Below are 21,051 nucleotides of genomic sequence, written 5' to 3'. Positions count from 1 at the left end.
GTTCTACATCAATAATATCTTATCGTCCAGACGATCGGCCCTAACTGAATCCACACCAGATTTCCTGTATCTAACACCTGAAATCACACCATATTTTTGTATTCTTTTTTTAAAGTGGAGTGATTATCTGTACCGCGGCTAAGCTTTAATTCCGCATACACTGCGCTATAATCCATGCGTTTCAGATGCCTGCACGTCTGTTACAGGGGAAGGCGGGACTGTCCTTGGGGGGCCGGTTACCGCTCTACTCTTATCCCATTAAAGTCGGATGTTCATCAAAGTCTGGCCTTGGGAATATCACTCCACCGCGTTGTATAGGCCGGCGATAGCATTTCTCTTTTCATTTTCCAACTCTTATCGATCCCCTGCCCAGCAAACCATACCTTCCCAAGCCCTGATTGGTTGATGTGATCAACAATGTGCATCAGCTGCTTGCTGTTTACTCGCGGGGGAGTTTCGTCAAACATGTCGATTTGACCTGGCCGATTGCAAAAGTCGTTCAGCACAATTCCTGCCTTCTGATAGCGATAACCATCCTGCCAGATTTGTTCCAGTGCTTTCATCGCTGCTGCAACTATATCCCGTGTGTCCTGCGTGGCCAGCATCAGTATCTGATTAGCATTGTTACCGTAGTACGGTTCGTCGGCGTAGGGGCTGGTACGAACGAATACGCTGACGTGCCGGCAGTATTGCCTTTCTTGGCGGAGTTTCTCAGCGGCACGTTCAGCGTACTGACAAACGGCTTGTCTCATATCTTCGAGCTGCGTGATGCGTTCACCGAAGCTGCGACTACAGATAATCTGCTGTTTGGCCGGTAGTTCTTCCACCGAAATGCAGGAGGTGCCGTTAAGTTCTCGAATCGTCCTTTCTACGACTACGCCAAACATCCGTTTCATCAGGTGTAGGTTTGCATCGGCCAGCTGTAGCACAGTCTTTATGCCCATCGTATTAAGCTTCTCCGTCAGTTTTCGGCCAATGCCCCATGTTTCTCCTACCGGTAAAAGTGCCATCAGCTTTCTCTGACGTTCACGGTCACTCAAATCTACGACACCTCCGGTTGCCGGCCAGGTTTTTGCTGCGTGATTTGCCAGCTTCGCAAGTGTATGAGTTTGCGCAATGCCGATCCCACAGGTCAGTCCCGTTTGTTTTAGCACCGTTTCTCGGACGCGCTGGCCAAAAGTTAGGAAGGACTCGCAGGAATCGATGCCAGTCACAGTCAAAAAAGCCTCGTCGATCGAATATGGCGTTATCTCGGGAGCCAATGACTCTAAAATTGTCATTATTCTGGCACTCATATCGCCGTACAGTGCGTAGTTAGAGCTGAAGCAGGATACCTGGTTGTTTTTGATGATTTCCTTAGCCTGGAAGTAAGGGGCAAAGCGTTTAATACCGAGCTTTTTGGCTTCTTTGTTGAGGGCAACAATCGCGCCGTCGTTGTATCTGAATGAAACTAACAATTAGTTATTAATAAACTAATGATTTTAAGGAGTATTTAACTACTAACTTTTATTATTTTTTGTATCGGTGGCCTGACCTGCTCCCCGTTGATTACATAACGGCGCGTTAGTACATAAGGCCCTGTCACAGCACCTCAAAAGTTCCAATTTCACACTGGCAAAAACTATTATATTATCTGGCACCGCCCAGTCGCTTAGCTACGGCACCGCCCATCGCTATGCTATTGATTAACAATCACGAGGTTGATCATGCAGCATCTTGTCACATTTGGTCGTATAGCAACCGTGTTACCTGTTAAAAACATCATGATTTCCAAAGAGTTTTATATCAATGGACTGAATTTCAAAGATGTATTTGAAAATGGAGATCCTGTGGGCTTTATGATAATAAAGCGTGAAGAGGCTGAACTACATTTGACTCTCCAGCCACAGCACAAAGCTGCTTCCTATCCTATCGCTCATCTTCTTGTTGATGATGCAAATGCCTTATATACTCTTTGTCAGGAAATTGGTGCCAAGATTGTTAAAGGCATACAAGATAAAGATTATGGTATTCGGGCATTTGTTTTCGCTGATCCGGATGGAAATCGTATCGATGTGGGGCAGATTCTGGTGAAATAATTAAGATCAGTTTTATACTCGAACCGGTCGCCTACAAATGGCGACCGACATGCGAGGCGGAGCATTTTTGCGAATAGGGTGGCAAACTCTTATTCATTCTTTTGCCCAGGTGTGCAAATCAGATTTAATTGCGTCAGGTACCTGTTGAACGAATCTCTTCTTAGTACTATGTCTGCTGCTCCTTCATGGCAGAATACGCCCCATACACTTGGCTGTTTTTTCCCAAAATTTGCCATTATCGGGTATTAACTAATAGTGGCAGTTCTGATGAATAGAACTGAGTTCAAGCAACAGATAATAAATGTCCATAAAAAATAACTTCAATGATAAACGTGGCTACATAAGGTCAAGAATTTATCCGAAGTTCATAGTTAAATGATTTGAACTGCCATGACTACATTCTTTTTCTTAAAAAAATCAACGCCAGGTCCTTTGAATGAGCTTCTCTTCTAGAATTATAAATCTTTTCTTATTTTTCTCGCTAGAAAATAGCGAAGCATACCAAACCCCATCAACAGCAAGTCTGATTATCTCCAGTTCGTCAGAGTTATCTGTTTGGCCATGTAGACCTAATTTTTTTGAAAGCCAATGTTCCCATTTTTTAGAAAAAGAACTATCAGTAAATATTGTGAATGACAAAGCCTTCCATGGTGTCGACCCGCCAGCTTCAGAAAATACCGCCCTAATATAGGCGCGAGTGAAGCAACCATATACCAAAGAATCTTCGTCGATATGTTTATCAACTTCACGTTCAAATGATAGTAATAACAGATCAAACACCTCCTTCATCAGGGCATTTTTATTAGGAAAATGGTGAAATAATCCTCCTTTCGTGACACCCGCAGCCTCAGCGACATGACTTAAACTTATTCCTGCGACTCCGTTCTTTGCAGTAAGCCTTATAGCACTAGAAAGCAGCATGCTCCTAAGATGTTCTGGCTTTCTTGTTTGGTGAGAAGCCATGTTACATTAATGCCCCATTTTTGAAAAACCGTTGACCACAACCACGCCTGCTACAATCAAGCTGATGCCAATAACCGCCATCAAATCCAGTCTTTGTTTTAAAAAAACTACGCTGAGTGCAGCCGTTAGCACGATCCCCAGGCCGCCCCATGAAGCATAGGCAACAGAAAGTGGGACTGTTCTCAATGCCTGAGCTAGTAGATAGAAAGACAATGCATAAGATGTTACGCAAATCAACGAAGGAAAAAGTTTCGTGAAGTGCTCTGATTTCCCGAGAAACATGGTTCCGCATACCTCTGAAATGATTGCCCCTGCAAGGGCAAGATAGGAGAGTAATGATTGCATTTTAAGACCTTTTTTTGAGAAAAACCAATTTTACATACCTACCGGTAGGTATGTAAATACCTAATTAATTAATCATCACGATTATAATAATTTGTACACATGAAACTTGCATGCTCATAGTGCACTCATGTACCAATGAGGCTCTCCCCGATAACCTTTCTTAGTCAACCATCGACATTGAGCCAGGAGATAATGCACCGGCGCAAATCAATGATTCATTGCTCTTACTCAAATCTTGATAATTCCTAAATATAACCTTGATGATTTTGGTGTAAATTTAGAAAGTATAAGCAATCTATGCTAGATATTGCAATTGTAATATTGAGGGGAATATGTTTAAGAAAAATTTAGTAGGTTGGGTGGAATCCAATTTTGATATCTATAAAATAGCTTACTCAACCTACGGTGGGGGCATCAATACGCATCCATCGTTGATCGAGCACATGATTAAAAACTACGATTGTAAAGGTACTTTCTATCACTTAGAAATAAGAGGTGTCATTGTTGGTGCCTGTTATATAAATGATAAGGGGAAAATAGGCTTGGATGTTTGGAGAAAATTCCCAATCACCTATGATGAAGTCCTTATACCTTTAAGTCGAGAGGTAAAAAGCTTCCTCCCCTTACATACTAACCGATTGTCTATGCGTAACAAAAGAAATGTGCTGAACACTTCTTATAATCTCCTTAGCAAGAATAAATTATGCGTCGTTAAAGATTCCTTTTCGAAAAAAACAACCAAAAACAGAAGGAATCAGATGAATAAGTTTATCGCTGCCGGGGGAACGGTGAGGAGCGTGGAAGAATTCAGTCCAGAAGAGTTGACTACCATTTATATTACGCTTTTCAAAAAGAGATTTGGCGAAACTGTTAGATGTTACACAAGAGAAAGTCTTCTTGACTTGATGACACACTTCAAGCACATGATTTTTGGACATATTCTTTTCATTAAAGATTCTATACCATGCGCCTTCGATCTTATAATTAAAGCTGAATGTCAGAATTGGTTCTACTTTGACGTCCCGAATGGCGGCGTTGACCCCGAATATAATTATCTGAGTCCAGGGAGTGTTTTGATGTGGCTAAATATCAATGCTGCTAAGGAAATGAGTAGAACATTATCGAAAGAGTGCATTTTCACCCTTGGATTGTACCAAAAAAACTGGGAGTATAAGCTTCTTTGGTGTGATGCAGTGCCATTGGGTAAAGTTATATATTTTTGAGTAAATAACTATCTTATACAAAATCTAATGATTCATTTTATAATTTCAGCCCAGTGATTATCTCCCTACCCACAGGATATAATCACTCACTATTACCACCTGAGTAAAGATGCAGGAAATAATTCCGATACTTTAAGGATAATAAGTTACCCTTTATTCATATTTATATGATAAAAAAGCAGTAGGGTACCTGCTGATTTTTTTTCTAAAATCTTTTTTTTCATGTAACGCCAGTCGTCTGAGTCGACCTGGATTAATAAGGAAGTTTGCTTTGAAGGCGCGAGTGAAGGTTTGTTGAGACTCGTAACCGTACTTCATGGCAACTTGTAAAATATCCATATCTGTTTCAAGGATATCTAATGCAGCAAAATACATTTGTTTTTTCTTAACATAACAGCCAAGCGATACACCGGTATATTTCTTGAAAATTCTTTGCAGATGCCATTGTGAATATCCAGAATACTTTGATACATGTTGGATGCTTATGCATTCTGTAACATTATTATCCAACCATGTTAAAATACCTTCTATTATTGATAACTGAAATTTCTCATTATTAGTCATGTTTATGCCCCTCCTATCATCAACATTTTTTGTGGATTATTATGTCCATAACTCTCCTAAGAGATAGTTCCAAGATTCAGGTTTAATATGCATGCGGCCATTACAAGGCGTAAGTGTTATTTCACTAAAATAGACGTCCTCTCCGCTTAAAAGGAAGTCCACGCGGCAGTAGTCAATATCTGCGGACAACTTCTCAGCCAATACAATCATGGTTTTGTATGACAAAGGCTCCGGGATATTATGAGAGTTATTCTCATAGCCCATAGTGAGAGGGAGTAGCATCCACATTTTATCATACACATTAACATATTCATTTTTATTATTGTCTGTAAAATCGGCCTCCGTAATATGTGCCTTACCTGCAAAACAATGTATCCTGAAGCACTCGGGAATGTATGCCCTATCTTTACCTAAAAAAACATCAATGTAGTTTTCACAGATGATTCTTGGAGTTATGTTTTTATAATGCCATTCTCGAGTATTATAATACATATTCCTCGAAAGACAGAATGACAGCTTTCGCCTTGCCTCATCCTCATTAAAAAATATTTTATCCGTGCAAATTATACTGCTGTTGCTGTCATGATTGCATTTGATGACAAATCTCTCTGGGAGCATGTTGAAATCAATTTCTTCTGCGCTATCGAAAACACCTAAAAGGGGGATGAGATATGAATCCCCAATTTTATCTTTGACATAATCCCTCACAGAGACTTTATCAGCTAACTGTGTAAATAAAGGGTTTTTATCGTAAATCATTCTGTGAATTATTTTTTCATTAAGACTTTTTGGGATTTTGAAATTAGGCGTTTCGCCAAACTCCTGTAGGTGTTTCTTCTTACGATAATAGACATCATTTATAAAAAAGGTTCTTAGGAATTTTAATTTATATTCGATAGACTTTAAAAAGTAGGTCATCTTTTTCATCTGTCCCTCACTTTAATCGGCGAGTTAGATATGGCTAGAATGTATATAAAACACCCGCAGAGACGGTTGTCTGATTACGGCGCTGTACAATCGGGCTGTCTGCGGCGTGGTCGCCCAGCCACGTATAACCACCGCTAACTGCCGTGGACCAGTTTGATGAAAACTGATGACTCCACGTAAGGTCAGTTTTAACGCCATAAAACCCACCAGAGGCCTGATAGCTGGCATAGCCACTGGCCTCACTTTGTTTGTCATTCACACCGTACATCGTTTCCATGTAGCGAGCATCGCCGAATAATGCCGCTGATTGTAATGAAACAGTGTCTTTATCGTCTTGCCAGGGAAGTAAGGTTACCGACGTTTGGTATTGCGCTCCCTGGCTATCAGTGAGTGGCAAAATTGCTTTACCTTCCAGTGAAAACCAGCTGGATGCATACCAGCCCACCGCGACTGATGTATTAATTGTCGCTTTGATATTACCCATACCTTTTAATTTGTCTGAGCCCTCACGCCAAGAGGAATCCCGGTCTTTACGGCCAAGGCCATATCCGATTGTATGTTCGAGATATAATCCCTTACTGTTTTGTAGGTCATAACCAACCCCTTTGAGCGAATCAAAGAAGAACGCCCCATTTCTGGCCTGAACCACGGGTGCAAACTGGATGCGACTATCATCTGAACCACTGTACTTAGGAGCATTTTGTACTCCAATGCCCACTGTAAGGCTGGGTTGTTGATCGTTCAATTCGTCAGCCATCACAGAGGTCATGAAACAGGCGACAGCAAAGCATGTTGTATTCAGCAGCATTTTTCTGGTTAACATAGTACGTCCTTATTATCTCTTTTTTAACCCGGAGGGATTTATGACATGTCTTGAACAATCAGTATGAAGACGAAGTGTCAATAAACTGCCGGGAATGTATGAAGAAACTGTCAAGGTTGGAAAAATGCAAACAAAACGAGTAATTATAATTGAAGATGATGCTGATGCGGCTGATGTCTTGAAGGCCTACCTTGAAAGAGATAAATTTGAGGTAGTCATCGCCGGCGACGGCCAGGAAGGGTTAGACATTTTACACAAGTGGAAGCCCCACCTGATCCTTCTGGACGTAATGCTACCTGGCATGAACGGAACCGAAGTCCTCTCAGCACTTAGGCGTACAAGCGATATACCAGTCATTATGGTGACTGCCATGGGGGATACCGCCGACCGCATCGGCGCCCTGCGCTATGGTGCAGATGATTATGTGGTGAAACCCTACAACCCTAGCGAAGTCGTGGCGCGCGTACACGCTGTATTGCGGCGAGCCCACCCCCATAACCTGCACAACATGCAGACCGATATATTACTCCGCTGGCAGGGTCTTGAGGTCAATCCTGAGTCGCGGTGTGCAAAGGTGACGGATAATGAAGGTGACCAGAGGGTTATTGAATTTACGCCGACAGAATTCTCTCTCCTGATTCTCATGATGCGTGCCCCGACACGTCCTTTTACACGGCAATATCTTCTTGAATCATGCCTTCCAGAAAGCGATGCACTCGAACGTGTGGTAGACACACACGTCTATAATATTCGGAAGAAGCTTGAAAGCGTTGGTATTTATGGTGTGATGATTAACGTGCGCAGTATCGGCTACCGGTTTAGACAACCATGATAAAACAAGAGCATCAATCACTTTGGCGTTGGATTTGTGTCCGAGTGCTGACGTTAGCTATAGGGTCGGTCATTGTTATCGCCCTTTGCATGTGGCTACGTTATTTCATACAGAACATTTGGATAATTCACCAAATGTCACCAGCGGTGAGGGAGGAATTTACACTGCTGCGCGAACAGCCCGAACTTAATCTGGCACGCTTTCATCAAATTGTGGATGAGGGCTGGGGAGTAAGTTACGCCGATCCGACAATAGCTTCATCTGACTGGATTATGGTTGGCGTCATGGTTCTGACTGTTATTCCCTTTATTGTCGTATTGGGATTACGTTCTGCGCGCCCTCTTTCGGCACAGGTTAGCCGTCTGGCAAGAGCTGCCAGGTCGGTAGCTCGTGGAGAGTTTGGTACGCGTGCCAGCATAGTTAAAAAAGTACCGGCGGAACTCGTCCACCTTACAGAGGATTTTAATGCGATGACAAAGCAGCTTGAACGTTACGATCGAGAGCTCCGAGCGTCGCATGTGGCCATGGCACACGAAATCCGGTCACCTTTGACGGCGGCTATCGGACGGTTGCAGGGGATGCTAGATGGTGTTTTTGTTCCAGATGCTCGTCAACTAAATATGGTCATGAAACAACTTCAGCACCTTAGTCGTTTAACTGATGAATTGCACCTTTCATCACTGGCAAACGCAGGGCAACTGACCTTAAACAAAAAAAAGATGAATCTTACTGAATTACTACTTGAGCGGGCTGGCTGGTTGAAACCTCAGGCAGAGGCGGCGGGCATGTCAATTTCAGTGTCTCCGGTTCTGCCATGTTGGTATATAGGTGACGCCTTCCGCCTAAGTCAGGTTTTCACGATCCTGATGGAGAACGCATTGCGGTACGCCTCAGAGAGCAAAGATCTGAATATCTCGCTACAAAAGAGTGAAGGGGGGCTGACCATTGCTTTTCGCGATAACGGGCCGGGGGTCCCGCTGGACTTTCTTCCAACGATGTTTGAACGATTTACACGGGCTGATTCCTCCAGAGCGCGCCACTCCGGTGGCAGCGGACTTGGTCTTTCGATTGCTCGCGGTATTTGTGTGGCACACGGAGGTACAATCAGTGCGGTGCTTCCTGACGGAGGCGGTCTGTTGATTTTGATATTCTTACCTAACAAGTGAAGAGATTAATTAAAAGTTTATACCCTCTTGATTATCTCTTGATGAAATATACAGGGAATCTGGACATAACCTCGGTTCAATAGACATTTATTCGCTCAGGATTAATGTCATGACAGAAACTTTCACCGATTACGCCAAACAGGCAATGCACCATCTGATGGCCACACACAGATGGCGCACCCTTTGGCCATTTTTACTGCTTGTGCCGGTCATGATTACACTGGTCGCATGCCATGATCAAAACAATTCCCCCCCCTCCGCACGACCTGTGAAGTATGTTATTGCACAAGCCTCAAATTCCGGCAATCAGTATGTCCAAACGGGCGAAATCCGCTCTCATGATGAAGTTGTGCTGAGCTTTCGAGTGGGAGGAAGATTACTTAGCCGCAGTGTTGACGTAGGGGACCGCGTCAAAGCAGGTCAAATACTGGCAATTCAGGAAAGTGAGACTTCCCAAAATCAGCTTAACAGCGCTCGTGCCGATCTGGACAGCGCACGAGCAGCAGAAAGAGTGGCGGCGATAAATCTGAACAGGATGAGGATCCTCATGCCGAAGGGAGCCATTTCGCGCGCCCAGTTTGATACAGCCCAATCAGACTGGCAAGCTGCCCTTTCACGTCGTCAGAGCAGTGAGGCCAGCCTGAAAAATGCCCGGGAAAGTTTGGCATGGACGCACCTCATTGCACCTGATGACGGCATCATCACCAGCGTGAATGCTTCTGCGGGACAAGTATTAGGCACGGGTGAAACGGTGCTGACTCTTGCCGTCAGCAACGTGCGTGACGCTGTATTTAACGTACCTACACCACAACTCATTGCAAAGTTAGGGGCGACGCCGGTCGCGGTGTCATTACTCTCCGATCCTACAGTACAAGCATCAGGGCGCCTTCGTGATATCAGTCCTCAGGCAGATCCTCAAACCCGAACCTGGAGAGTTCGCCTCACTCTGAGCAATCCACCTGATGCACTGTCTCTTGGTGCCAGCGTGCAGGGAATATGGAAGCAATCTGACCAAGAGATGATTGTATTACCCGCTTCCGCATTGACACGGAGTGCAGGCAAGCCTGCTGTATTTGTTGTGGATAAAAAACAGCAACGCCTGCAATTGCGCGAGGTTGAGCTCACTAAATTCACTACAGCAAACATTTTTGTCACCTCGGGTATTCACACCGGTGATGCTGTCGTCACTGCGGGTGTCAGTAAATTACGCCAGGGTGAAAAAGTGGTCTTTAAGGAGCAGGATAAATGAGCCATCCCTCACTGAAACAAACTTTTAACTTATCCGGGTGGGCCCTAAAGCATCAGCAAATGATGATCTTTTTCATGTTGCTCATTATGGCCGCAGGGGTGATGAGTTATGAAAATCTTCCGCGCAATGAGGACCCGGCTTTTACGATAAAAACAGCCGTCGTTTCTGCCCAGTGGCCGGGTGCAAATGTTCACGACACCGTCAACCTGCTCACGGATCCTTTAGAGAAGAAACTTCAGGAGATCCCCTATCTTGACTATGTACAAAGCGAAACTCGGGCTGGGCTGTCGGTAATAATGGTCAACCTTCGGGATGATACACCTCCCAACTCTGTTGCGGATATCTGGTATCAGGTACGTAAAAAGATGCAGGATATTACCCCTTCGCTGCCCCAAGGGGCACAGGGCGTGACTGTGAATGATGAGTTTGCCGATACTTTTGGCACGATCTATGGTTTTACTGCTGAAGGTTTTACCGCGCGCGAATTACGCGACCGGGTTGAAAATATTCGCCGCAGCCTGATGTCGCTGCCTGATATTGGCAAGATAAACTTGCTCGGTGTTCAAGAAGAAGAGATTGTCATTGCTTTTTCACCGCGCAAGATGGCTGGTATGGGCATTGATCTGCAACAAGTGACCGATGCGTTGAAAGCACAAAATGCAGTCATACCAACCGGTACTTTACGCAGTGATAAAGAAAATATTTCATTCAGGGTCAGCGGTGCTCTCAGTTCAGAACAGACATTGCAAGAGATCACACTGCATATTTCGGATCGCTATATTCCGCTGACCGATATTGCCACAATAAGCAGAGAAGGACAGATACCGCCAGCCCTGGCTTTTCGGGTAAATGGCCAACCCGCGATTGGTTTAGCTATTTCTATGGCATCAACCGGAAATATGCTTGCCTTTGGTAAGTCGATTAATCAGCAGATGAACACCATTCAAAACCAGCTCCCTTACGGTATTGAGATGACTAAAGTGGCCGATCAGTCCGCGGTTGTCCAGGATGCTGTCAGCGGATTTCTGAAGGTATTGATGGAGGCTGTCGCGATTGTATTGGCTGTCTCATTTGTGTCACTAGGCGCGCGCGCGGGCCTGGTTGTTGCCGCAGCAATCCCTTTGGTACTGGCGATGACATTCGTAGGCATGACGATTGCTGATATTGGCCTGCAGCGTATATCCCTTGGAGCCTTGATTATTGCCCTCGGATTATTGGTGGATGATGCCATGATCACCGTCGAAGCCATGGTCTCGCGGCTGGAGGCTGGAGATACACGATGGCAAGCTGCCACCTATGCTTTTGAAACTACAGCCTTCCCTATGCTTACAGGCACGCTGGTCATGATTGCAGGATTCATACCCGTCGGGTTTGCGGCTTCAAGCGCCGGTGAATACTGTTATTCTCTGTTTGCTGTCGTTCTGATTTCGCTGCTCAGTTCATGGGTTGTGGCTATATTATTCTCACCACTCATGGGAACCTGGTTATTGTCAGACAAACATAAGGTCAAACACAGTGAACCTGGAAGAGTGAAGCGTTTTTACCGCCGGATCTTGCATTTAGCGCTGAGAAACCGCCTCATAACATTGGGCAGTGCATCCGTGATGCTTGCACTCGCGATGTATGCCACAACCTTTATGCAAGGCGAGTTTTTCCCTGCATCGGACCGCCCAGAGCTTCTTGTTAGCCTAACCCTCCCCGCAAATGCTTCGCAAACAGAGACGTTGCGTCAAACACAGAGGGTTGAAAGTATCATTCGGGGTAATAAAAATGTTGATCACTTCTCCAGCTATGTCGGGGGAGGGGCAATACGTTTTTACCTGCCGTTAGATATTCTGACTGACAATGAAAACACAGCACAGCTGGTAGTAGTTGCAAAAGATCTTGAAGCACGCGATCAGTTAAAAAATGAACTTGATAAGGTATTGGCGCTGGATTTTAGCGACATTACTACCCGCGTATCACCGCTGGAATTAGGTCCGCCCGTCGGTTGGCCACTGAAGTACCGTGTAAGTGGCCCTGACTATGAGAAAGTGCAAATGATTGCACAGGAGCTGGCGGCAAAATTGGGGGACAATCCGGGAACACGACAAGTCAATCTGACTGCTGGAGAACCGGAGCGTGCAATATCAATGGCGGTTAACCAGACAGCAGCACGGGCAGTGGGTGTGTCCTCTGAAAGTCTTGCCGATACTCTTAATACTTTATATTCCGGCACGACTGTCACCACAGTTCGTGATCATAATCGATTAGTTAATATCGTTATGCGTGCAAATGACGCAGAGCGTCAGGATGTTGATACTATTTCACACATAATGTTGACAACGTCAGGAGGGCAGAAAATCCCTTTAGGCCAGATTGCTAAACCACAGTGGCGCGTGGATGATCCAGTTATCTGGCGTCGTCAGACGCTGCCTTTTATCACGGTACAAACCGATTTTGCACCTGGCATGAGAGCGGAAATGCTGTCGCAACAACTTTCGCCAGTCATTTCCCGTTTGCAGGCCTCACTGCCTCCTGATTATCTTATAGAGGAAGGCGGTTCAGTTGCAGAGTCTGCCAAAGGAAATAAATCTGTCTATGCCATGTTACCACTGACACTATTTGCAATGTTGATCCTCCTGATGGTGCAGCTGCAGCGCTTTTCGCGCATTTTCCTCGCTTTACTGATGGCTCCGTTCGGTTTAATTGGCATCGTTCTGACGATGTTACCTACCGCAACGCCTATGGGATTTGTAGCCCTGCTGGGTGTGATCGCGCTGGCGGGAATGATTATCCGTAACGCAGTGATCCTGATCCATGAGGTTGATGTGAATGCCGGTGACGGAATGGCTAACGACGACGCGATTGTTGCAGCCGCCGAGCATAGAGCTCGCCCCATTGTACTCACTGCCTGTGCAGCGATTCTGGGCATGCTCCCTATTTCCCATCAGGTATTCTGGGGACCTATGGCCCTCGCGATTATAGGGGGGCTTATTATCGCAACGCTTATTACATTAACAGTTCTTCCCGCAGCTATGAGCCTGGTAATGCAAGCCGCGGAACGCTGGAAAAATGCTCAGGACAAAGAAATGTCATAAGCATCTTTAACGTGGCAATGGGTGTGGCGGTTATGGAGTAACTTCCGAGTTTTCCTCACCCCAGTTAGGTTCTTAATTTATTGCTGGGGTGAGGAGTTGCTGAATAAGGCGGCAATTGACTATTAGAACAAACTTGATGAAATTCGATGAAATATCTAAAATCGGCGTCTGCGGTACTAAAAGTTTCGTGAGAGAAGGGGGGGCATTCATAGCTGTAAAAGCAGCTTAACGAGCCGTTCTGGGGCTGTGATCATCACGTCATGGGGCGCATCGATTTCATAATATTTCCATGAAGAATCTGCATGAATTCGCTCAAGTGATCGAGACAGCAAATCGCCGGGTGCCTGTAAGCAGCGAATATAAGATTTCCTGAACTTATCTATGGTAAATGGTAGCTCCGCAGCATGGAAGTAAGTGTTGACCGGCTGCGGCGTCAGTAACGCATCGACCCACATGCGATCAGCTTTGTCCACACCAAACATCTCTGAGGGAAGCGGTGGAATATGCCATTTCTTATCAGCCAAAACAGATGCAGTGTAGGAGTCGATTAGTTGAGGGGCATGATCAAGGACTCTCTCCTTATTAATAGGTAAGAAAGCATCGAGCAGTATAAGGTGTCTGACTATACCTCCTAGTTTTTTGGCCGCCAAGGTTGCGGGAAATCCCCCATAGCTGTGTGCAACGAGTGTAATATCCGCACGTTGTAGGCTGCGAACATGTTTAACAATATCCTCAACGTGAGTCTCTAACGTCACTCTCCTTGATAGTTCTGACTCACGCTCAGCCAGACCGGTAAGTGTTGGTGCGCTGGCGAACAGCGCCCTTGCTTGTAGCAATGCAACCACCTTATCCCAACACCACCCACCGTGCCATGCCCCATGCACTAACACCCATGCTTGCGGATTAGCTGGTATTGACGATGTAAAAGAGCGCATTGGCGTGTCAACCATTTTTACCATCCGTTGATTCATTATAGTCAAAATACAATTCGTACTAGGAGCTGTTATTCATGCCAATAAAAATACAATTGCATTGTCTTGGTAAAAGCAGAGAGTGAAAATTTTATTCGTTACAGGCTCTGGATAGGCTTATGCTTTTCCTCTAGCGCACATTAATAACACGCCTACCCTTGCATGTTGCCAGAAAGTTTATACTTTAGGACTGAACAATTTTTTTCGCGATCCGTTGCATCAGTCATCGCTGCCCAAATTTCTTGCACGGGTATTTGTGTGCTAAAAATGGCTTTGAAAAAATCCTAAACGCTCATTACGGTGAAATGACGAATAGCCAGTGAATCTAATCTTGGTAGGTCATCTATTAATTTCACTGGCAATGCGTTGAATCCAAAGAGTTTACCTAGACACTGTCCGACAATTTGTGCACAAGCATAACGTCCGCCTCTAGCGCAAAGCTGCCTTTACGTCGTGTCAGACCGCTTTGTTTTAAAAAAGAATGTTGCTTACATCGTGCTATTTTAATTTATGGGAAGAAGTTCAGAAAATTTCTGAAACAATAGTGGAGAAGAGACATTTTTCACTTACCAAAATACGTTGCCTGCTATCCGCATACAACGTTAAGTTAATCGAGTCCATGCTTTACGCTATCAAATCTTCCCTAGTAGGTCCCTGAAAATGAATCGCGCTTATATGACAACTGCGTGGCTGCGTTACAACAAATTTCAATGTTTGCCATACGGATTGTCCGGTGAGCAAACTCTGCCCCGTTCTGTCATGTAGAGAAATATCTTCATCAATATCCAAGGTTTCAAAATCTGGTGGATACAGTGAAGTAACGCGAATATTGTCAGCTGATAAAGTTTTCGAGATTTTATGGCAAAATGCCCCCAGCCCTTGCTTGGCTGCAAAGAAAGCCGGATGAGCTACTGATTCCGTAAAGTTAGGTACACCGCATGAAGAATTTATAGCAACGATATCGCTGCCTTGAACTCGATTCATATGAGGTAAAAGCGCTTTGGTCAGCAAAACAGATCCTGTTAATCCCGAATTTATAGTACTGAAGATCTCTTCATCACTTTCGCCGCTTGCTAAGGCACCATCAAGCCATTGGGCCGCGCTTAGCACTAAGATATCTATAGGCTTTTGGTCAGCAACCACCAGCGCTGCAAATTGTCGCACAGATACAATATCGGCGATATCACATTGATAAGCCCTAGCAATTCCTCCTTCATTCTGGATCTTATTGGCCGTTGCCACGGCCTGTTGCACGTTACGACTACAGAGCGAAACATCAGCGCCTTCTCTGGCAAACCATATCGATAATGCCCTCCCAAAATGGCGTCCGCCGCCGGTTACTACTATTTTCTTCCCGTGTAACATAACTTGCCCTTAATATGATGTTTAGAAATGCACCGTATTACATTCTAGTTAAAATCACGCAATTAACCAAGTCATGTCTTGTTAAAATAATTTCCGAACTTTGTCTGAAGCATTCCAGGTTCGCAAGCACCGGGCTAATCGTTCTCAGCAGTTCCTACGCTTTGGTCTGTGCCCAGCATTGTGGCATGGTCTTAATACGCAATCACATTTGCCCACTTGTTCCCGTTCTTCCTGATGAATCTGCCAATTTCAGCAGGCACCGAGACGCTTATTGTCCAGGATGTCTCTCAAGCCAATGAATGCAAGGCTCATAGCAGACCAAACAACACTCCAGAGCTGCTGACATGAATAGCATCAAATTAACTAACGATTCTCACCACTCAGATCATTGTTGCTAAGGACGAGAACCGGCTTACCTTTCAGGTCAGGCCTGAAGATCTGCTCGCAGCTAGCGTACATCGCATTTACATCGCAAAGCAGGTACATAGCGGATTACCTGAAAGTGTGAATGGCATGGATAACGACGCCAAAAATTTCTAAATCGTCAGGTTCTACGAATATAGGTTTATATGCAGGGTTCATCGGTTGCAGGCATAGAACCGGGTGTGTGCAGAGTCTTTTGACTGTGAACTCGCCTTCTACTGCTGCAATAACGATGTCACCGTGTGTGGGGGTTTCTGCTTTGTCCACAATGAGAAGGTCACCTGACAAAATCCCTGACTCTATCATTGAGTCCCCTTCCGCTCTGACGAAGAAGCTTGCTGCGGGGTGACGAATGCAAAGCTCGTTGAGATCGAGCTGCGCCTCTACATAATCCTGTGCTGGGGATGGAAATCCAGCTTGGCAGGTGTGCCCATAAAGTGGCAGCTTTATACGAGATCCAATTAATGGGAGATATGTTTCGAGTTTCATGAATGGAGTCTCTTTACTGTGTTTATATACAGTATTTAGTATGTATGCAATTTTTCCTATCGGCAAGGCTTATGCCTGGTCATTTAAGGCAGATAGCTGTTATATCAGTGAAAATAATTTCCCTATTGCTTTCCATTCCTCCTGTTGATGTTATGCAGTGGTCTCTTGTGTGTAACACATTTCTGTTATATTCTTTGTGATACAAATATGTATCATGCGATGTATTGTCTTAAACTTTATAACTATCATTTTTAAGCAATTTCATATTTCAATACATCGCTTCCATCAACTCTTTATCTTCAGGTATCACTGTGAACCAAGCCCCTCTTACCAACACACTGCCTATGTCTGTAGTGGCTCAATCCACACCGTTTTCGCATGAAGCTGAATCTAGCGTTTTGGGTGGACTGATGCTTGATAATGAGCGTTGGGATACGGTCTCAGAGCTGCTGGTAGTCAGTGATTTTCATTCGAGAGTTCATAAAACCATCTTTAACGAGATGCATGCTTTGATCGCAAGGCATTTTCCGATCGACCTTGTTACCCTGACTGATTCACTTGAGAGCAAAGGTTTGTTGGAGCAGAGTGGTGGGTTCGCCTATCTTGCCGAACTGTCTAAAAATACGCCTTCAGCTGCGAATATTCACGCTTATGCAATGATTGTTCGTGAGGCATCGGTCAAGAGAGAACTTTTGTTCGTGGCTAACGATATTGTCAAACAAACTTGTTTACCGCGTGGGCTGACGGCAGGTGAGTTACTTGACCTTGCAGAACGTCGAGTATTTGAAATTTCTGCCGTGCGGTCAGACAAGAAAAACGGGCCTGTCGGTATTCGCGATGTTCTCGATATTGCAGTTGAAAAACTGCAAGCGCTGCATGATAAGCCGCATGATGGTGTAACCGGCCTTGATACTGGATTTCTCGACCTAAATCAGAAAACAGCAGGCTTACAGAATTCAGATTTGATCATAGTAGCCGCTCGCCCTTCAATGGGAAAAACAGCTTTCGCAATGAACCTGTGTGAGAACGTCTCGATAACGCAGGAAAAACCGGTACTGATATTCAGCCTCGAAATGCCTAAAGACCAGCTAATGAATCGCATGTTTGCATCGCTCGGTAAGGTTGACCTGAGCCACATTCGCACTGGTATGTTATCCGACGATGAATGGGGGCGGATTGGTGGTGTCGCCGGTGTCCTTACTGAACGCAATAATATAGTCATTGATGATACGGCTGGATTAACTCCGACTGAAATGCGTAGTCGTGCACGTCGTGTTTTCCGTGACAATGGAGGGCTTAGCATGATTATGGTCGATTACCTTCAGCTAATGCGTGTTCCTGAAATTGAAGGTAACCGTACACTGGAAATCGCAGAAATCTCGCGTTCGCTTAAGGCCCTGGCTAAAGAGCTCGACGTACCAGTTGTGGCGTTATCTCAGTTGAACCGGTCTTTAGAACAGCGTGCTGATAAGCGCCCGCTTAACTCGGATTTGCGCGAGTCAGGCTCTATAGAACAGGATGCTGATCTGATCCTGTTCATCTACAGGGATGAAGTCTACAACGAAAGAAGTGAGAATAAGGGAGTAGCCGAGATCATTCTTGGAAAGCAACGTAACGGTCCGATTGGCACAGTGAACCTTTGTTTTAACGGCCAGTGGGCTAGGTTTGATAACTATGCCGGTGGGTAGGGACAAGCTGACTTTTGAGTACATCGAGATCATGGCGGCCGGCATGAGAGCCGCTGAGTTGGGAGAGCTATTCGGCATACCAGTGAAGCCTGATTTTCAGATCTTCGTTTTGGGCCATCCGAGTGACGGCCTTACAGAATTTCCAGCATTAAGCACGAAATAGAAAGGCTCCTTCGGGAGCCTTTCTATTTGCTTATTTCACAATTCGCTCTTTGCAATCTGCCGCTTGGTAAGCAGAAAGAAGACTGCCTAAAATACCACCATGAGGCGTAGGATTCTCATCGTTCATTTTACTCATGACAGAACCATAATTCTGGCCAGCCTGCTCGCAGTTCATGCCATGAGCTTTCGCCTGATCGTTAAATTTGCGGGCAGCCCCTAGCATTAAAGGAGCAACTGCCCCTTCATGACCGGGTACTGCACCCAACTCAACCGCAACACCAGGCATATTCAGAAACTGGCTTACTTGAACGGCTGCATCTTCTGATGGTGACAAATCATTTGCATACGCTGAGCCAGACATAAAACTAAAGGCAATAATCAACAGACCAACAATTTTCATAGATTCGCCGTTAAAATAATATTTATTATCATGTTCTCTAACTTATGGCACTCACCGACAAACAAGAAATGTTCTGTCGCGAGTACCAATGGTGAATATCAGTTTTTTTGACGCTCAAAGCGGATATTAACCTTATGCCCTTTGATGGTCACGTCTTGTTGATGACCCGGCAACATGATACCAGACCAGTAAATTGATTGACCATTGATCGCCCGCAGGAAGCGAACAGTATATTCATTATTATTCTTAGTGACCTGAATTGTTAAGAATTGCATCTCGTCACCACGCTGTTGAGATGACGTTTGCGGCACGACCAAGCCTAATCCTTGGGTCATAAAGCGCTTATCATCAATCGTTAACGCTACCCAAAAGGATTCATAGGGGTCAGCACAATCTCTGAGAGTCTGCTTAGGTTCCCCAAAGGCTTCAAACGTAACTGTTGAGCATAGATCGCTATTAGCCAGAGCTGAGTAAGAGAGACCTAAGAGGATAAGCGCAAATGCATTGGCGGTAGTTCGTATGTTCATAGTCACCATGAGCGAAAAGAGTTTCAAGAATACATCGGCATTATCTTTATAAACTTGATTGGGAATATTGAAAATGGCATCACCAGATTGGGAGGCCATCGAATCGGCATACCGAGATGGCTTGATGTCCTCTGTGTGAAATTGCTTCACCGCTTGACGATACTGACTGGCATTACTCGTGTTGGGGGCCTTTTTTAATCGGGATTAACCGTATTATACGAGCTTTACCGAGTTGAAATGCCCAGAAATTTCAAGCAAAGAAAGCACGACATTTTCGAGTCAGGATAGTTTTCAAAAAACAACGTATAATTAAACTGAACTTGAAGAAAGGAGTGATTATGGAAACTGATCCAATCATGTTCTGGCAGGCTGTATTTGTGTTGACGGTGTTAGTTGTTACCACTATCTACAATATCGTTGTGCCTAAGAAATAATTATCGTTTATATAAACTTTAATGTCATTTCTTAAACTACATAATGCCTGGGTGCTGACACACCCAGGCATTTCTATTAAGGAGTACACTAACCAAGTTCTACAGAAGTATGTGTTACAGGTGCCACCTTATTTGGCTTTACATTTAGGGTTGAAACGGATTTCAGTTCTTTTTCAATCAACTCCGCAGAGGTTGCTCTATCGAAGATGCAACACCCTATTCCTGCGTTAGCCAAGTATTGTAATTTCACGTCATCATCTGGCTCAGTAAAAGTTACAGCTAGAACGGGTGACAGTTGATAGTCAATAATCAAATACATGACTGATTGACCACGTAGGTATTTTCTAAAATGTTGTTTTTTATCTAAAGAAGGAGAGTAAATAACATCATCTAAGCAAACGTTGTTTTTAATGATGTAATCACGTCCGAAGGTGTTATTAATCGCCTGATATAATCCGCACTCTTTGTTATCCATTACAGATTTTACTTTCAGCTCCCCTGGGTCGCTGCGCTTTTTACGAGGTAAATAAATATGCACATACCATACTAAGGCGGCCAAAACACAAATTCCGACCGCGTTAATTACATCATTACTCATGCCTTTTCCTTACAAAATAGAGGGTTATCTTTGATGAGCAGTGCTTTTGTTTGGGTCATGCCCAGTGCTCTGCCCTGCTTAACTTGCTCATACAGCGTTTGAAATCCTTCTTGCCGACTAATCCTCTTCAGATCCATAACCGTCGATAGGCGGTTGCACCATTGGGTAAATGCCTGGTCAGTCTGTACAAGCGCCGCCATTTTTGAATTGTCAGTACCGCTGACATCCTGCATATATCGGATTTTCTCCGAGACAATGGTGTCTTCTGGGGTAAGGATTAATGCGTGGCTAATACAAGGCGCGGTAATGATCATTAAAAACAAAACATTTAGTGGTTTCATATCATACCTATGATACAAATATGTATCATTTAAAGTCAAAAAAAAGCCGAGTTAATGCTGCATCTTTTTGCGCATGCGCAATTTAAGGAAACTTCCAACCATTATTAATGCGGTGCTGATTACTTATCTTCGTGTAGCTGTAATCTGGCCCGAAAGCTTCACCTGGCTTACGACGCTCGTCACTAACTGTATTAACAGTTTCAGTAGCGTTTGCATCATCTATTTCCTTGCGAAACTCACGCCATATAGTGCGCAGGTCGCCAAAAAATCCAGTTATCCATTTTTTCATATGTTCCCCTTGATTGTCTTGCCTTTTAAAACTTAAGGCGATATTTTCCACCATCAAATCTATAACATATTTCTGTTACATTTTCCACCTAAATTGAAAGCCATCCTTGGCCTT

20 protein-coding genes and 2 pseudogenes are annotated in these 21,051 nt (G+C 44.5%); 7 read left to right on the top strand and 15 right to left on the bottom strand.

The window, feature by feature from the left end:
- Positions 1 to 275: 275 nt before the first annotated feature.
- Positions 276 to 1,457: a translesion error-prone DNA polymerase V subunit UmuC gene (gene umuC, locus ACMHLI_RS22295; RefSeq protein ID WP_413531358.1), complete on the bottom strand. Its 1,182-nt coding sequence runs from the start codon at positions 1,455 to 1,457 to the stop codon at positions 276 to 278.
- Between the two features lie 249 nt (positions 1,458 to 1,706).
- Between umuC and ACMHLI_RS22290 the strand changes: the two genes are divergently transcribed.
- On the top strand, positions 1,707 to 2,078 hold the full coding sequence (locus ACMHLI_RS22290; protein ID WP_413531357.1) for a VOC family protein: 372 nt from the start codon (positions 1,707 to 1,709) through the stop codon (positions 2,076 to 2,078).
- A gap of 417 nt (positions 2,079 to 2,495) precedes the next feature.
- On the opposite strand, the gene ACMHLI_RS22285 is transcribed toward ACMHLI_RS22290, so the two are convergent.
- Both ACMHLI_RS22285 and ACMHLI_RS22280 read right to left on the bottom strand, forming a co-directional pair.
- On the bottom strand, positions 2,496 to 3,041 hold the full coding sequence (locus ACMHLI_RS22285) for a TetR/AcrR family transcriptional regulator (RefSeq protein ID WP_413531356.1): 546 nt from the start codon (positions 3,039 to 3,041) through the stop codon (positions 2,496 to 2,498).
- Positions 3,042 to 3,047: 6 nt separating this feature from the next.
- A pseudogene (locus tag ACMHLI_RS22280) lies at positions 3,048 to 3,401 on the bottom strand (DMT family transporter); the annotation flags it as partial.
- 317 nt (positions 3,402 to 3,718) lie between these two features.
- Here ACMHLI_RS22280 and ACMHLI_RS22275 point away from each other — a divergent pair.
- Positions 3,719 to 4,609 (top strand): GNAT family N-acetyltransferase, encoded by an 891-nt coding sequence (locus ACMHLI_RS22275; RefSeq protein WP_413531355.1) that lies wholly within the window; start codon positions 3,719 to 3,721, stop codon positions 4,607 to 4,609.
- A 153-nt stretch (positions 4,610 to 4,762) separates the two neighbouring features.
- Here the strand turns inward: ACMHLI_RS22275 and ACMHLI_RS22270 are convergent, their stop codons facing one another.
- The 3 genes from ACMHLI_RS22270 to ACMHLI_RS22260 are packed head-to-tail and all read right to left on the bottom strand — an operon-like array spanning position 4,763 to position 6,923.
- Complete coding sequence (locus tag ACMHLI_RS22270; RefSeq protein ID WP_413531354.1) at positions 4,763 to 5,173, bottom strand: helix-turn-helix domain-containing protein; 411 nt, start codon at positions 5,171 to 5,173, stop codon at positions 4,763 to 4,765.
- Positions 5,174 to 5,212: 39 nt separating this feature from the next.
- The gene (locus ACMHLI_RS22265) at positions 5,213 to 6,100 is read right to left on the bottom strand and encodes an ATP-grasp fold amidoligase family protein (protein WP_413531353.1); all 888 of its coding nucleotides are present in this window, start codon (positions 6,098 to 6,100) and stop codon (positions 5,213 to 5,215) included.
- A 34-nt stretch (positions 6,101 to 6,134) separates the two neighbouring features.
- The gene (locus tag ACMHLI_RS22260) at positions 6,135 to 6,923 is read right to left on the bottom strand and encodes a MipA/OmpV family protein (protein WP_413531352.1); all 789 of its coding nucleotides are present in this window, start codon (positions 6,921 to 6,923) and stop codon (positions 6,135 to 6,137) included.
- Positions 6,924 to 7,047: 124 nt separating this feature from the next.
- Here ACMHLI_RS22260 and ACMHLI_RS22255 point away from each other — a divergent pair, with 124 nt between their 5' ends.
- The 4 genes from ACMHLI_RS22255 to ACMHLI_RS22240 all read left to right on the top strand — a co-directional run bounded on the left by ACMHLI_RS22255 (position 7,048) and on the right by ACMHLI_RS22240 (position 13,250).
- Positions 7,048 to 7,755: a response regulator gene (locus tag ACMHLI_RS22255; RefSeq protein ID WP_413531370.1), complete on the top strand. Its 708-nt coding sequence runs from the start codon at positions 7,048 to 7,050 to the stop codon at positions 7,753 to 7,755.
- Positions 7,752 to 8,921, top strand: coding sequence for a sensor histidine kinase (locus ACMHLI_RS22250; protein ID WP_413531351.1), 1,170 nt, complete (start codon positions 7,752 to 7,754; stop codon positions 8,919 to 8,921). Before ACMHLI_RS22255 ends, ACMHLI_RS22250 begins: the two co-directional genes overlap by 4 nt.
- A gap of 109 nt (positions 8,922 to 9,030) precedes the next feature.
- On the top strand, positions 9,031 to 10,170 hold the full coding sequence (locus ACMHLI_RS22245) for an efflux RND transporter periplasmic adaptor subunit (protein ID WP_413531350.1): 1,140 nt from the start codon (positions 9,031 to 9,033) through the stop codon (positions 10,168 to 10,170).
- Positions 10,167 to 13,250: an efflux RND transporter permease subunit gene (locus tag ACMHLI_RS22240; RefSeq protein WP_413531349.1), complete on the top strand. Its 3,084-nt coding sequence runs from the start codon at positions 10,167 to 10,169 to the stop codon at positions 13,248 to 13,250. The genes ACMHLI_RS22245 and ACMHLI_RS22240 overlap by 4 nt, the downstream gene beginning before the upstream one ends.
- Positions 13,251 to 13,456: 206 nt before the next feature.
- Here the strand turns inward: ACMHLI_RS22240 and ACMHLI_RS22235 are convergent, their stop codons facing one another.
- The 4 genes and pseudogenes from ACMHLI_RS22235 to umuD all read right to left on the bottom strand — a co-directional run bounded on the left by ACMHLI_RS22235 (position 13,457) and on the right by umuD (position 16,498).
- A complete protein-coding gene (locus tag ACMHLI_RS22235; protein ID WP_413531348.1) occupies positions 13,457 to 14,209 on the bottom strand; it encodes an alpha/beta fold hydrolase in 753 nt (250 codons plus the stop codon).
- Positions 14,210 to 14,845: 636 nt separating this feature from the next.
- Positions 14,846 to 15,586: an SDR family oxidoreductase gene (locus ACMHLI_RS22230; protein WP_413531347.1), complete on the bottom strand. Its 741-nt coding sequence runs from the start codon at positions 15,584 to 15,586 to the stop codon at positions 14,846 to 14,848.
- Between the two features lie 384 nt (positions 15,587 to 15,970).
- Positions 15,971 to 16,072, bottom strand: a pseudogene (locus ACMHLI_RS22225) (ImpB/MucB/SamB family protein); the annotation flags it as partial.
- Positions 16,073 to 16,078: 6 nt separating this feature from the next.
- The gene (gene umuD / locus ACMHLI_RS22220) at positions 16,079 to 16,498 is read right to left on the bottom strand and encodes a translesion error-prone DNA polymerase V autoproteolytic subunit (protein ID WP_413531346.1); all 420 of its coding nucleotides are present in this window, start codon (positions 16,496 to 16,498) and stop codon (positions 16,079 to 16,081) included.
- A 344-nt stretch (positions 16,499 to 16,842) separates the two neighbouring features.
- Here umuD and dnaB point away from each other — a divergent pair, with 344 nt between their 5' ends.
- Complete coding sequence (gene dnaB / locus ACMHLI_RS22215) at positions 16,843 to 18,186, top strand: replicative DNA helicase (protein WP_119823649.1); 1,344 nt, start codon at positions 16,843 to 16,845, stop codon at positions 18,184 to 18,186.
- 193 nt (positions 18,187 to 18,379) lie between these two features.
- Here the strand turns inward: dnaB and ACMHLI_RS22210 are convergent, their stop codons facing one another.
- The 5 genes from ACMHLI_RS22210 to ACMHLI_RS22190 form a co-directional block, all read right to left on the bottom strand.
- Positions 18,380 to 18,748 carry a hypothetical protein gene (locus ACMHLI_RS22210; RefSeq protein ID WP_413531345.1) on the bottom strand — a complete coding sequence of 123 codons (369 nt, stop codon included), beginning with the start codon at positions 18,746 to 18,748 and terminating at the stop codon, positions 18,380 to 18,382.
- A 98-nt stretch (positions 18,749 to 18,846) separates the two neighbouring features.
- Entirely contained in the window at positions 18,847 to 19,374 is a 528-nt protein-coding gene (locus ACMHLI_RS22205; RefSeq protein WP_413531344.1) for a hypothetical protein, read from the bottom strand.
- Between the two features lie 423 nt (positions 19,375 to 19,797).
- Positions 19,798 to 20,307, bottom strand: a complete 510-nt coding sequence (locus tag ACMHLI_RS22200) for a hypothetical protein (protein ID WP_413531343.1) — start codon at positions 20,305 to 20,307, stop codon at positions 19,798 to 19,800.
- Positions 20,304 to 20,648, bottom strand: a complete 345-nt coding sequence (locus ACMHLI_RS22195; RefSeq protein ID WP_413531342.1) for a hypothetical protein — start codon at positions 20,646 to 20,648, stop codon at positions 20,304 to 20,306. Before ACMHLI_RS22195 ends, ACMHLI_RS22200 begins: the two co-directional genes overlap by 4 nt.
- An 82-nt stretch (positions 20,649 to 20,730) precedes the next feature.
- Positions 20,731 to 20,937 carry a hypothetical protein gene (locus ACMHLI_RS22190; RefSeq protein ID WP_413531341.1) on the bottom strand — a complete coding sequence of 69 codons (207 nt, stop codon included), beginning with the start codon at positions 20,935 to 20,937 and terminating at the stop codon, positions 20,731 to 20,733.
- Positions 20,938 to 21,051: the final 114 nt, after the last annotated feature.

It is taken from the genome of Rahnella inusitata (genome assembly GCF_965118895.1).
GTDB lineage: Bacteria > Pseudomonadota > Gammaproteobacteria > Enterobacterales > Enterobacteriaceae > Rahnella > Rahnella inusitata_A.
This window is presented reverse-complemented; position numbering and strand designations above follow the sequence as displayed.